General features: G+C 74.9%; 12 protein-coding genes. 8 read left to right on the forward strand and 4 right to left on the reverse strand.

What is annotated here, in order from left to right; translation table 11 throughout:
* Positions 1 to 57 precede the first annotated feature (57 nt).
* Positions 58 to 936, reverse strand: a complete 879-nt coding sequence (locus tag AFE02nite_RS17095; protein WP_261765692.1) for a sigma-70 family RNA polymerase sigma factor — start codon at positions 934 to 936, stop codon at positions 58 to 60.
* Positions 937 to 1,234: 298 nt separating this feature from the next.
* Between AFE02nite_RS17095 and flgN the strand changes: the two genes are divergently transcribed.
* From flgN to AFE02nite_RS17970, 6 genes are all read left to right on the forward strand, one after another.
* On the forward strand, positions 1,235 to 1,717 hold the full coding sequence (gene flgN, locus AFE02nite_RS17100) for a flagellar export chaperone FlgN (RefSeq protein ID WP_034248160.1): 483 nt from the start codon (positions 1,235 to 1,237) through the stop codon (positions 1,715 to 1,717).
* Positions 1,718 to 1,720: 3 nt separating this feature from the next.
* Positions 1,721 to 3,133 (forward strand): flagellar hook-associated protein FlgK, encoded by a 1,413-nt coding sequence (flgK, locus tag AFE02nite_RS17105; protein ID WP_034248162.1) that lies wholly within the window; start codon positions 1,721 to 1,723, stop codon positions 3,131 to 3,133.
* Between the two features lie 3 nt (positions 3,134 to 3,136).
* Positions 3,137 to 4,021, forward strand: coding sequence for a flagellin N-terminal helical domain-containing protein (locus AFE02nite_RS17110; protein WP_034248165.1), 885 nt, complete (start codon positions 3,137 to 3,139; stop codon positions 4,019 to 4,021).
* Entirely contained in the window at positions 4,018 to 4,446 is a 429-nt protein-coding gene (locus AFE02nite_RS17115; protein ID WP_052113962.1) for a flagellar assembly protein FliW, read from the forward strand. Before AFE02nite_RS17110 ends, AFE02nite_RS17115 begins: the two co-directional genes overlap by 4 nt.
* Positions 4,447 to 4,575: 129 nt before the next feature.
* Entirely contained in the window at positions 4,576 to 5,817 is a 1,242-nt protein-coding gene (locus AFE02nite_RS17120; RefSeq protein WP_034248167.1) for an EAL and HDOD domain-containing protein, read from the forward strand.
* A 59-nt stretch (positions 5,818 to 5,876) separates the two neighbouring features.
* Positions 5,877 to 6,851, forward strand: coding sequence for a methylglyoxal synthase (locus tag AFE02nite_RS17970; protein ID WP_307726065.1), 975 nt, complete (start codon positions 5,877 to 5,879; stop codon positions 6,849 to 6,851).
* A 141-nt stretch (positions 6,852 to 6,992) separates the two neighbouring features.
* Here AFE02nite_RS17970 and AFE02nite_RS17135 read toward each other — a convergent pair whose 3' ends face one another.
* A complete protein-coding gene (locus AFE02nite_RS17135; RefSeq protein ID WP_146820110.1) occupies positions 6,993 to 7,901 on the reverse strand; it encodes a DsbA family protein in 909 nt (302 codons plus the stop codon).
* Positions 7,902 to 8,085: 184 nt separating this feature from the next.
* Between AFE02nite_RS17135 and AFE02nite_RS17550 the strand changes: the two genes are divergently transcribed.
* Positions 8,086 to 9,168, forward strand: coding sequence for a winged helix DNA-binding domain-containing protein (locus AFE02nite_RS17550; RefSeq protein ID WP_222594434.1), 1,083 nt, complete (start codon positions 8,086 to 8,088; stop codon positions 9,166 to 9,168).
* 89 nt (positions 9,169 to 9,257) lie between these two features.
* Here AFE02nite_RS17550 and AFE02nite_RS17145 read toward each other — a convergent pair whose 3' ends face one another.
* Both AFE02nite_RS17145 and AFE02nite_RS17150 read right to left on the reverse strand, forming a co-directional pair.
* Positions 9,258 to 10,838 (reverse strand): aspartate:alanine exchanger family transporter, encoded by a 1,581-nt coding sequence (locus tag AFE02nite_RS17145; protein WP_146820109.1) that lies wholly within the window; start codon positions 10,836 to 10,838, stop codon positions 9,258 to 9,260.
* Between the two features lie 56 nt (positions 10,839 to 10,894).
* Positions 10,895 to 12,013, reverse strand: coding sequence for a glycoside hydrolase family 5 protein (locus AFE02nite_RS17150; RefSeq protein WP_034248621.1), 1,119 nt, complete (start codon positions 12,011 to 12,013; stop codon positions 10,895 to 10,897).
* A gap of 196 nt (positions 12,014 to 12,209) precedes the next feature.
* On the opposite strand from AFE02nite_RS17150, the gene AFE02nite_RS17155 reads away from it, so the two are divergent.
* A complete protein-coding gene (locus AFE02nite_RS17155; protein WP_034248624.1) occupies positions 12,210 to 12,983 on the forward strand; it encodes an SDR family oxidoreductase in 774 nt (257 codons plus the stop codon).
* Positions 12,984 to 13,031: the final 48 nt, after the last annotated feature.

The raw sequence follows: 13,031 nt of genomic DNA on the forward strand, positions 1-13,031 counted from the left end.
CGGCGGCTTCGTGCTTGAGAGTTCTGTCGGCCGATCTTGGCGACCACCCGAGCCCTGTCAGCCGACGGCGGCGACGTGCCCGTAGTCGCTGGCGTATGCAGTGGCAGCCTGCGAGGCGTACCGCTGGTGCGGCACGACGGCGGCGGTGCCCTGGGTCGCGGCCTTGGCGGCCACGGACGCGAAGTAGGCCTGACGCCGGCGCTCGGCGACGCCGTCGGGACGCGCGGCCGAGGGGACCAGCTCGGGGTCGAGGCTCGCGTTCATGCCGTCGCGCAGGAGGGTGAGCGCCTCGGTGCGCAGCTGCGAGATGCGCGACTGGGTGACGCCCAGCTCGTCCGCGAGCTCGACCACCGGCCGGTCACAGAAGAACAGCTGCTCGACGACGTACCGCAGCCGCTCGGGCAGGCTCTCGACGCCGGCGGCGAGGTAGCGCAGCCGCTCGTCGGCGAGCACGCTCTGCTCGGGGCCCGGGCCGGAGTCGACGACCAGGTCGGCCACGGTCGTGTCGAAGCCGTCGATCGACAGCAGCTTGACCTCGGCGTCGCCGCGGGCCGCCTCGACCTCGTCCTCGCCGACGCCGAGCGCCGTCGCGAGCTCCGCGCGCGTCGGGGTGCGGCCCAGGTGCGACGTGAGCTGGTCGCTGACCTCCGCCAGCTGACGGGCCCGGCGGCGGGCGCCGCGGGACAGCCAGTCCATGCCGCGCAGCTCGTCCACGAGCGCGCCGCGGATCCGCAGGGCGGCGTACCGCTCGAACGGCACCCCGGTCTCCGGGTCGTAGGCGCGGGCGGCCTGGACCAGGGCGAAGGCCCCGGCGGAGGCGAGCTCGGCGCGGGAGACGCTGGCCGGCACGCGGCCGAGCATGGCGTTGACGTGATAGCCGACGAGCGGAAGGTGCTCGACGACCAGGGCGTCGGTGGTTGCGGTCTGCGGGCTCACGAAAACGTTCTCGTCGCCGTGACCTGCGGCCTTGAGGTTCTTCACCCGCGCGGGGGAGAGCCTCCGAATCCCCCCGGTGCGCCCGTACCTGGGCGCCAATGCCCGTTTTCCGCGAGGCGCAATTGCGGACATTGTTGCGCGCTCGGCCGAAGTCCTGTGGCGAGCGTCACACTCCACGACGGCGTGTCGGCGTCGGCGTGTCGCGGTAGGTCCCTTGGTCGCGGGACCCTGAACTCGTAACAATCCGGCGGGGGCTGCCGATTCGACCGGTACGACGACATCGACCGAGGGGCCCACCATGAGCTTGAACGACTTCTCCGGGGTGCTGTGGCGCGAGCGACAGCTCCTGGAGCTGCTCCTGTTCAAGCTCGAGGAGGAGCAGCTCATCCTCACCAGCGGCAAGACGCGCTGGCTGGGCCACGCCACGCGCGAGGTCGAGAGCGTCCTGGAGCAGATCCGCGGCGCCGAGCTCGGCCGCGCGGCCGAGGCCGACGAGGCCGCGCGCGAGGTCGGCGTCCCCGAGGGCAGCAACCTGCTGACGATCGCCGCGCACGCGCCCGCGCCCTGGCGCGACCTGCTCACCGAGCACCACCGCGCGTTCGTCGAGCTGACCGAGCAGGTCAACGAGCTCGCCGAGGGCAACCGCGAGCTCCTCGCGACCTCCAGCCGCGCCGCCCAGGAGACGCTGATGAGCCTCCAGGAGAGCGTGCAGACCTACGACGACCGGGGCGCCACCACGGCCGCGACGACCGGCGCCAGCCTCCTCGACCGGGCGCTGTAGACCGTGAGCTCCTTCTCCGGCCTCTCCACGGCCCTCTCGTCGCTGATCGCGCAGCGCCAGGCGCTCGAGGTCGCCGGCCAGAACGTGGCCAACGCGAACACCAAGGGCTACACGCGCCAGCGCGTCGACATGCAGTCCATCCAGGCGCTCACGGCGCCCACGATGTTCTCGGCGCAGGTCGGCGCCGGCACCGGCGTCAAGGTCGTCGGCGTCGAGCGCCTCGGGGACATCTACCTCGACGCGCGCCTGCGCGCGGAGACGGGCACGGCGTCGTACACGGCCGGGCGCGCGGACGCCCTGGCGCGCCTGCAGACGACGATCACCGAGCCGTCCGACAAGGGCTTCGCCGCGACGCTCCAGGCGTTCTGGGCCGGTTGGCAGGACGTCGCGAACCACCCCGACGACGCCGCCGCCCGCAAGGTGCTCATCGGTGCCGCCGACAACGCCCTCAAGCAGATCGCCGACGGCTACCGCGCCGTGCAGACGCAGTGGGGCCAGGCCCGCACGACGCTCGACACCCTGACCACCGAGGTGAACACCACGGCGCAAGCCGTCGCCCACCTCAACGAGCAGATCCGCTCGATCCTCGTCTCCGGCGGCTCCGCCTCCGAGCTCATGGACCAGCGCGACCAGCACATCACCGCGCTGTCCAGCCTCGTCGGGGCGCAGGCCCGCCAGCGCGACGACGGCACGATCGACGTCATGGTCGGCGGCAACGCCCTGGTCAGCGGCGTGCGGGCACGGCCCGTCGCGGCGAGCGGCGGCTACGTCATGGGCGACTCGGTCGAGCTCGTCTGGGCCGGCGCCACACCCGCGCAGAGCATCGGGCTCACCGGCGGCAGCATGGCCGCGACCCTCGAAAGCCTCCGGCCTGCGGCCGGCGGCAACGGCGGCGCCATCGCCGAGGCCGCCCAGCGCTGGAACGAGATCGCGACCGCGCTGGCCGACACGGTCAACGCCGTGCACACGACCGGGCTCACCACCGCGGGTACTGCCGGCACCGAGTTCTTCGCGAAGGACGCGGTCCTGCCGGCCGCCCTCGGACTCAGCGTGGCCGTGGACGTCGACGGCATCGCCGCCCGCGGGGCGGGGACCGGCCCGCTCGACGGCTCGATCGCCGACGCGATCTCCCGCATCCCGACGACCACGCCCGGCGGCGCCGACGACCTGTGGGCCGCGTTCGTCGTCGACCTGGGCGTGCAGACGCGCAGCGCGGAGCAGCGCGCCGGGGTCACGGAGGCCGCCCGCAAGACCGCCGAGAACCTTCAACTCTCCCAGGCCAGCGTCGATGTGGATGAGGAGATGGTGAACATGCTCGCCTACCAGCGGGCGTACGAGGGCGCAGCCCGCGTGATGACCGCCATCGACGAGATGCTCGACGTGCTCATCAACCGCACCGGCGTGGTGGGGAGGTAACCCGTGATCAACCGTGTCACGCACGTGACCGTGCAGCGGTCGACGCTCGCCAACCTCCAGCTCAACCTCGGCAAGATGTCCGACCTGCAGGGGCGGCTCTCCGGCGGCAAGGTCATCACCAAGCCGTCCGACGACCCCGCCGGCACCGCCAGCGTCCTCGCGCTGCGCGCCGACAAGCGCGCCAACGAGCAGTACGCGCGCAACGCCGCCGACGGCATCGGCTGGCTCAGCACCGTCGACACCGCGCTCCAGAACGCCTCCGCGAACCTGCGCCAGGCGCGCGACCTCACCGTCAAGGGCGCGAACACCGGCGGCATGAGCCAGGCCGCTCGGGACGCCATCGCCCTCGAGCTCCGCGGCGTGGGCGACGCGCTCCTCGACCAGGCCAACGCCACCTACCTCGGCCGTCCCGTGTTCGCCGGCACGGCCACCGCGCCCGCCTACGACGCGACCACGCACGAACTCACGCCCGATGCGCTCGGCCAGGTCACCCGCCGCGTCGGTGAGGACACCACGGTCCGGGTCGACGCCAGCGGCGCCGCCGCGTTCGGCAGCGGGGCGACGTCGGTGTTCGCCCTGATCGACCAGATCGCCACGGAGATCAGCGCCGGCGCGGACGTCTCCTCGCGGCTCGGCGACTTGGACGCCCACCTCAACAACGTCCTCGGCGAGCTGGCCGGCGTCGGCACGCGCTACAAGCAGCTGACGACCGCGCAGTCGACCATCGAGGCCGCGGTCACCGACCTCAAGGGCCAGATCTCCGACATCGAGGACATCGACCTGGCGGAGACGCTGGTCGAGCTGCAGTCGCAGGAGGTCGCCTACCAGGCGGCGCTCGGCGCGACGGCTCGCGTTCTCCAGCCGAGTCTGATGGACTTCCTCCGATGAGCGTGATGGTCGCGGTCGGCCTCGCCGACACCGCTGTGCAGCCCGTCCCGGAGACGCTGGAGTTCGTGACCGCGCCCCCCGGGATGATGTCGCTGCGCCGGTTCGCGCTGGACGCCCTCGACGACATCGGCGCGCTCTTCGCGATGCGCAGCACCGAGCAGTCCGGGGTGCGGCTCTTCGTCGTCCCGCCGCGCGTCTACGTCCCCCACTACGCCCCGCGCATCGACGCCGAGACCCGGGCCGCGCTCGGCCTCGCGGACACCGAGCCGGTGCTCCTCGTCGTCGTGCACCCGGGCGAGGGCGACGAGCCGCCGACGGCGAACCTGCTCGCCCCGGTCGCGGTGAACCCCGCCACCGGCGCGGCCATGCAGGTGGTGCTCGACGGCGACGAGTGGCCCCTGCGCGCACCCCTCGCCGCCGCGTAGCCGGGCGTCGTCCAGGTCAGCCCCCGCGTCCTCCGGGCGGCTCTCGCCGCGAGCGTCATCCTCTCGAGTCCTCACACGACTCCCCGGTCGGCCGATCAGCACGGCAGAGACCGTCAGAAGGAGCCGCTCATGGTGCTGCCCGGTGCCACCCCCGCCGAGGACACAGCGACAGCGCTCAGTGCGTCCGCCGTCCACCGGACCCCGGTCGCCGACCTCGCGGGACGTGTCATCGGCTACCACGTCGCCGTCGACCCCGAGCGGCCGCCCGGCGTGGACGTCGACCAGATCTACCTGGGACTGGACCTCGCCAACCTCGTGGCGGACCGCTATGCCTTCATCCCCGCGACTCCGGCGATGCTCGACGGCTACCTCCCCGAGCCCGTCGTGCCGGGACGGCTCGTCCTCGTCCTGCCTCCCGGGTTCGCCGAGAGCCCTGGCGCCCTCGGCCGCGCGGGCGCGCTGCGCGGTCTCGGCATGTGCCTCGCCCTCGCCGCCTACCGCGGCGAGCCGGCGCAGCGCGCGCTCCTGACGCACATGAGCTTCGTGCTCGTCGACGCGGGCCCCGCGGGACCGGCGCTTCCCCCGCTCGTGCACGAGGCGCATGCGCACGGGGTCCGGGTCGTCGCCACGGACGTCGCCACCGAAGGTGAGCTCGACGTCTGCCGTGCGTCCGGCGTCGACTGCCTGCTGGGCGGGACCGTCGCTGGGCTCGGCGGCGCGAGCCGGGCCGCCGTGCCCACTCAGCGCGGGCGTCACGCGGGACGCAGCCGCGTGCTCCGTGCGGGCGAGGCCCAGTGCCTGACGATCCTCAACCTCCTGCACCAGCCCGAGACGTCGCCCGTCGACGTCGCCCAGGTCATCGAGACCGACCCCGTGCTCACGCTCCGCGTGCTTCACCTGGTCAACAGCGGCGTCTACGCCCTGAGCCACCAGGTGGACACCGTGCGGCAGGCGGTCGTCCTGCTCGGACCGTCGGAGGTCTCGACGCTGGTCACCGCGCTGGCCCTCGAGGCGCAGCCGGGCGCGATGGACCGCCTGTGGTTCATCCTCGCCCGTGCCATGACGTGCGAGCTCCTCGCCGACGACAACGCCGCCTACACGGTCGGCATGCTGTCCGCGCTCGCGACCCAGCTCGGTGTGCCCGCGGACGCCGTGCTGGAGAAGGTGGGCGTCTCCGAGGTGGTCGGCGACGCCATCGCGCACGAGGCCGGGCCGCTCGGTCAGGTGCTGCGCGCCGTGCGCGCGCACGAGCAGTCCGACCCCGACGGCGTCCTCGCCGCGGGCCTCGACCCCGTCGCGGTCTCGCGCGCCTACCTGGGCTGCCTGCGCGACGCCCTCTCGATCGCGCGCACGGTCACCCGCGAGGGCTGACGTTCGTCCGCGAGGGCTGACGTTCGTCCGCGGTGCCCCCGGCGCGGCAGGATCAGCGCATGGACGAACGTGACCTGACCCACCTGCGCCGCTGCGTCGAGGTCGCGCGCGAGGCGTTCGACGCCGGTGACGAGCCCTTCGGGTCGCTGCTGGTGGGCCCGGACGGGCGCGTGCTCGCCGAGGACCGCAACCGCGTGGCCGACGGCGACGCGACCCAGCACCCGGAGCTCGCGCTGGCCCGGTGGGCCGCCGCGCACCTCACGGCGGCCGAGCGTGCCGCGTCGACAGTCTACACCTCCGGCGAGCACTGCCCCATGTGCGCGGCCGCGACGGGCTGGGTCGGCCTCGGCCGCATCGTGTACGCGGCCTCCACGGACCAGCTCGTCGACTGGCGCCGCGAGCTCGGCGCCGCGCCGGCGCCCGTGCGTCCGCTGACCGTCGAGGAGGTCGCGCCGGGCGTCGTCGTCGACGGGCCCGCGCCGGAGCTGACGGCGCAGGTGCGCGAGCTGCACCGGGCGCACCACGCGCGCGGCGGCGTCGTCGCGCCCGCACCGCAGGCGGAGGAGGGCCCGACGGCCGTCGTGCGCCGGCACGTGGCGCTCGTCGCGCATGACAACATGAAGGTCGAGCTGCTGCGCTGGGCCGCGCACAACCGGGACACCCTCGCCCACCACGAGCTCTACGCCACGGGCACCACCGGCACGATGCTCGAGTACGAGCTCGGGCTGCCGGTGACGCGTTTCCTGTCCGGGCCGGTGGGCGGCGACCAGCAGATCGGCGCCCGGATCGCCGAGGGCGGCATCGACCTGTTGATCTTCTTCTGGGACCCGCTCGAGGCACAGCCGCACGACCCCGACGTCAAGGCGCTGCTGCGGATCAGCTCGGTGTGGAACGTGCCGACGGCGACCAACCTCGCGTCGGCCGACTACCTCATCTCGTCGCCGCTGTTCGAGGGCGGCTACGAGCGCCGCGTCCCGGACCACGGCCCGCGCCAGTGGGACCCGACGACAGGCGCGCCGTCGTCGGGCGCGTGACCCCCTCCTCGCACCAGGTGTGGAGCGTTCCGCCCAGGTGTGGAGCGTTTGCGACCGACACGCCCGGCGTGTCGGTCCAGATCGCTCCACACCCGTGAGGAGCGCTCCACTCGGGTGGGGTGCAGGTGACGGTGGGGAGCGTCAGGTCGTGGCGCGGGCCAGCTCGGTCTCGATGACGGCGACGAAGGTCTCCAGGGGCTGCGAGCCCGCGATCGGCGAGCCGTTGACGATGAACGCCGGCGTGCCCGACACCCCGATCGCCACGCCCTGCTGCGCGTCCGCGTCGACAGCCGCGAGGACCTCGGCCGACGCGCGGTCGGCGTCGAACCGCGCCACATCCAGGCCCAGGTCACCTGCCACCGCGCGCAGGTAGTCGTCGCCCATGACCTCCACCGACCCCTGGTCGATGAAGACCCGGTCGTGGAACTCCCAGAACCGGCCCTGCAGGCCGGCGGCGCGCGCCGCGGCCGCGATGGCCGGCGACTGCTGCGTGACGCGCGGGAAGTCCCGCCACTCGATCCGCAGCCGGCCGTCGGCGACGTACTCCGCCAGCCCCGGCGCGGTCTCGAGCGCGAACTGGGCGCAGTAGCCGCACCGGAAGTCGGCCCACATGATCATGACGACGGGCGCGTCCACCGCGCCGATCGCCGTCGGGTCGGTCGGGTCGCGGCGCACGAGCTCGGCGAACAGCGCGTCGCGCTGGACCTGGAGCTCCTCGGGCGAGAGATCGTCGGGCGCGGGGGCCGCGTCGGTGGGCTCGGTGGGCTCGGCCGACGGCGCGGCCCCCTCCGACGGCGCCGACGGCGCGGCGGACGGCGAGCCGTCGCCGTCGGGCAGCAGGAGGACCAGGGCCACCAGCAGCGCGAGCACCAGGCCGAGCGCCGTGAGGATCACTACGCGCCGCCGGTCGGGCGGCCGGGGCGCGGCCGGCCGGACCCAGGTCTGCTGCGCCCCGAGCTGCGGCTGCGCCGCCTGCGACCGGGCCGCCGAGGACCCGGGCGGGGTGGGCCCGCCGGGGACGGCGGGCGGGGGCGGCGGGGCGCTGGACATCCTTGACCTCCTGGGCGGCGCACGACGGCGCGGCTCGTCGGACCCTATCGCCCTCCGCGGCACGTCCCGGCGGCCGGGCCTCACGCACGGGCGGCGCGCACCGGCGGCTGGCTCGCGCGGCACGCCCGGCCGGGCTCGCGCGGCACGCCGCGCCGCTGTCCGACGCGGCTGGTTCACTGACCCGGTGACGACGACGCCCGCCGTGCGCGACGCCCAGGACGTCGCCCTCCTGCGCCTGGTGGCCCAGCGGCTCGTCGGTCCGCCGCTGGCCGGACCGGCCGACGCCGTCCGGCACCTCGCGGCCGTCCAGGCCCAGGACGAGGCCGGCGCGCTCCTCTCCGTGGCCCTGCGCTGCGGGGACACGCGCGAGGCCGTCCGCTCGGCCTTCGACGCCGGCGAGCTGGCGCGCTCGTGGCCGATGCGCGGGACGCTGCACACGGTCGCCGCGGAGGACCTGCCGTGGATGGTCGAGCTCATGACCCCCCGGCCGCGCGCCGCGTCCGCCAAGCGGCGCTGGCAGCTGGACCTCGACGAGGACGACGTCGCGCGGGCCCGGGAGCTCGCCGAGGCGGCGCTGGCCGGGACGGCGCTGACGCGCGCCGAGCTGCTCGCCGTCTGGGACGACGCCGGGCTGGGCACGGCCTCGGGTCGGGGCTACCACCTCATCGCGGAGCTCGCGCAGCGCGGGGTCCTGTGCCTCGGCCCGTACCGCGGGACCGAGCAGTGCTTCGTGCTCGTGGCCGAGCACGTGCGGGAGCCGCGGCGCCTGGACGGCGACGCCGCGCTGGCCGAGCTCGCGCTCCGCTTCCTCACCGGCCACGGCCCGGCGACGGCGGCCGACCTCGCACGCTGGGCGTCCCTGCCGCTCGGCAGCGTGCGCCGGGGCATCGCCGCGGTCCGCGAGCAGCTCACCGCCGTCGAGGTCGAGGGCACCGAGTACCTGCTCGCGCCGCAGACGCTCGACGCGTACGCCGACCTGCGTACGACGGCGCGGCGCAGCATCCTGCTGGTCCCCGGCTTCGACGAGCTGATCCTGGGCTATGCCGACCGCACCATGACGCTCGCGGCCGAGCACGCCGACCGGGTGGTCCCGGGCGGCAACGGCGTCTTCCGGCCGACGGTCGTCGTCGGCGGGCGCGCGGTCGCGGTGTGGCGGACCGCCGGGACCGGCCGGAACCGGCGCCTGGAGGTCGACCCCTTCGACGACGCCGGGCTGCCCCCGCGCGTCCTCGCCGCGGCCGAGAAGCGCTGGGCCGCCCTGCCGTAGGCGGGGCTCGGCCGCCCTGCCCTAGGCGGGGCTGGGCCGCGCTCCCGTAGGCGGGCCGCGGCGCCGTGCGCCGTCGTCCGCGTGCGTGGTCAGAGCCCGACGAGCACCTGCACCACGAGGATCTTCGCGATGATCCCGAGCGCGAACAGGGCGGCGTAGCCGGCCTCGACCCGCTCGTCGGTCACGCGGGACGCCGCGTAGGCGAGCACCGCCGGCTGACCCACGAGGCCCGCGAGCGCGCCCGCGGCCCGGGGCGCGCTCACGCCGACGAGCTTCGCGCCGGCCACCATCGCCACGGCCGCGACGCCGACGACGGCGACCCCGACCGCGCCGGCGCGCAGACCCGTCGCCGAGAAGGCCTGCGACGCGAACGCCTGCCCGGACGCGAGCCCGACGGCGGCGAGGAAGAACAGCAGGCCGAGCTGACGGATCGTGAGGTTCGCCGCCCGCGGCAGCACCCACACGGCGCGGCCGGTGCGCTCGAGCCGGCCGAGCACCATGCCGACGAGCAGCGGCCCGGCAGCCGAGCCCAGCGCGAACTCGGTCCCGCCGCCCAGCGGGATCGTGATGAGCCCGAGCAGCAGGCCCATCGCCATCCCGGCGCCGACGGTGACGGCGTCGATCTCGGACACGCGCCGCTCGGAGTCGCCGAGGAACGCGGACACGGCGTCGAGCTCCTCGCGCGGCACGACGGCGAGCACGCGGTCGCCCAGCTCGAGCGTGAGGTCGTCGCGCGCGAGCAGGTCCAGGTCGCCGCGCCGCACGCGGGTGATGACGCCGCCGAAGCGCCCCGGGATGTCGAGCTCGGCGATCGTGCGGCCCGCCACGCGCCGGTCGGACACGACGAAGCGCTGGTTGTCCACGGCGCTGCGGTCGTGCGCCAGGTGCTCGGTCACCTGCCGCCCCAGGTGCCCGACGGCGTCGCGCACCGCCGCCTCCGGCCCGACCACGACCACGCGGTCTCCCGGGCGGAGCCGCTCGTCGGGCCGGATCACGCGCGTGCGCTCGTCGCGCGCGAGGTAGGACATCCGGACCTCGTTCACGGCGAACCCGGGCACGTCCACGATCGCCGTCTCGTGCTCCACCTGCGCCGTCACGGCGACGAGCCCGACGCCGGCCGCGGGCAGCGGGTCGCGGCGCGCGGGCCACCGCCGCCCCACCACCACGGCGACCACGATGATCGCCACGGTCACGCCCAGCGGGTAGGCGAGCGCGTACCCGACGGCGGGCTGGTCGGAGCCGTCGGCGGCGGCCGTCGCGGCGGCGAGCGCCGGGGTCGAGGTCAGCGCACCGGTGAAGACGCCGGCGGACAGGGGCGAGGACAGCCCGGCGACCGGGCCGAGCAGCGCCGCCACCCCGGCGGCCAGCACCACGACGACGAGCGCCACGGACATCAGCGGGAGCTGTCGCCGCAGGTCGCGGAAGAACGTGCTGCCCGCGGCGAGGCCGACGGTGTAGACGAACAGGGCGAGGCCCAGGGTCTGCACCAGGGCGAGCCCCTCCCCGAGCCGCTCGTCGAACGCGCCCAGGGCGAGCCCGACGAAGAGGGCGCCGGCGGCGCCGAACCGGACCGGGCCGAAGGGCACGGCGCCGAGCGCCGTCCCCAGGGCGACGACGACGAAGATCGTGAGCAGGGGCGACGCGGCGAGCACGTCGAGCACGGCATCCATCAGCTGTCCACCGGGGGTCCGTCGGGAGTGGTCACGCGCTGGTCCACGGGTCGACGCTAGTCGCGTCCGCCGCCGTTCCCCGCCCGCAGCTGGTCGAGGACGAACGCGCCCCACCCGGTCGGCTCGCCGAGCGACCCGCCGCCGGCGGCCCCCGAGCCGATGCCGGTGAACATGGCGGGGTCCCACGCGTCGTCCCACCAGCAGGCGACCCACCCCGACGCGCCCTCGGCGTCGAGCGCGCGCAGCAGCGGGCGGGCGTACCCGGCGGCGTCGCCGGCGAGGTACGCGGGTGCGTCGGCGCGGTTCTCGTCGGCGAAGCCCCACTCCGTCAGCAGCAGCGGGTACCGGTCCGTGACGTGGCCGAACCACGCGTCCCAGCCGGCCTGCCCGTGGCTCGGGTACAGGTGCGTCGCGTAGATGACCTGGTCGTCGTCGACCCCGCCGTCGGCCAGCCAGGAGAGGTCGCGCGCGTACTGCGTGCCGCCGACGATGACGGGCTGCGTCGCGCCCTGCGCGCGGACGAGGTCGGTGAGCTCGTCCGCGACGTCGCGCCAGTCGTCGGGGGCGATCCCCTGCGGCTCGTTGACCAGCTCGAACAGCACGTGCGGCGCACCGGCGAAGTGGCTCGCGACGGCCGTCCAGAACGCGCGCGTGGTGTCCAGGTCCGCGGCGAGGAGCTCGGGCTCGCTCGGCGCGGTGCCGGTGGCGACGTCGCCGATGACGTGCCAGTCGAGGATGACGTAGAGCCCCTCCTCGCCGGCCCAACGGGCGATCGGGTCGAGGTAGCGCCACAGGTAGTCGCCGTCGTCGGCCCAGTTGCCGGGGTGCACCGGGACCCGCAGCACGTTCGCGCCCGCGGCGGCGACGTCGCGGACCAGGTCGCGCTCGAAGCGGCCGTCGGCGGCGAGCCTCGCCGGGTCCGGGACCATCACGCCACGCAGCTCGACAACGTCGCCGTCCGCCGTCCGCAGCTGCGACCCGCGTGTCGTCAGGGGCGGCAGGTCGATGCCGGAGGAGTCGAACGTGGCGGTGTGCCGGACGGGCAGCTGGATCGTGAACTGCCCGCCCCGGCCCGCGATGAGGGCGGCCACCCCGAGGAGCACCAGCACCACGACGGCACCGAGCACCACGGACAGGGCGATGGCAAGCCTCGCGCCCACGGCAGCCTTGCGCACCTGACCTCCCCGCGGGCAGCGTATCGACCGACGACGACGCCCGCGGGGCGGCTGCGCTCCGCGTGACGGGCCGAGGGATCCCTGCGGCAATTTCCCTGGTCAGCCCCCCATCCGGGCCGGGACAAAGGTCCGATGCCCGCCCGGCCCGACCCTCCGTACCGTCGTGATCAAGGTCGTTTCTCGACGAGGAGGAACCATGCGCACTGTCGTCGTCACCGGCTCGGCGTCCGGCATCGGGAAGGCGCTGCGAGAGCTGCTCACCACGCAGGGGGACCGGGTGATCGGCGTCGACCTCCACGACGCCGACGTCACCGTCGACCTCACCACCGACGACGGCCGCGCGGCGATGGTCGCCCAGGTCGGCGACCTGTCGGGCGGCACGGTCGACGCGGTCGTGGCCAACGCGGGCCTCGCGCTCGGCATCCCGGCCACAGTGGCCGTCAACTACTTCGGCGCGCTCGCCACGCTCGAGGGCCTGCGCCCGCTGCTCGCGGGCTCGGCGGCGCCGCGCGCTGCCGCGACCTGCTCGATGGCGAGCCTCATGCAGAGCGACCCCGAGCTCGTCGAGGCGATGCTGGCCGGCGACGAGCCGCGCGCCCTCGCCCGCGCCCAGGCCGTCGCCGACGCCGGGCTCGCGACCATGATCTACAGCAGCACCAAGGCCGCGCTGGCCCGGTGGCTGCGCCGCAACGCCCCGACGCCCGCGTGGGCCGGCGCGGGCATCCCGCTCAACGCGATCGCCCCGGGCGTCGTCGTGACGCCGATGACCGCGGACCTGCTCGCCACCGAGCAGCAGCGGACCGCGATGGCGTCGGTGGTGCCCATGCCGCTCAACGGGTACATGGGGCCGGAGGCCCCCGCCGAGCTGCTCGCCTGGCTGATCAGCCCGGTCAACACCCACCTGTGCGGGCAGGTCGTGTTCATCGACGGTGGCAGCGACGTCGTCATCCGGGGCGACGCGACCTGGTGACCCCTCCCACTCCCCGAGTGGAACGAAAGTGACCTGATCCCGGCCCGA

Origin of the sequence: Actinotalea fermentans (assembly GCF_007991475.1) — a bacterium.
Taxonomy (GTDB): domain Bacteria; phylum Actinomycetota; class Actinomycetes; order Actinomycetales; family Cellulomonadaceae; genus Actinotalea; species Actinotalea fermentans.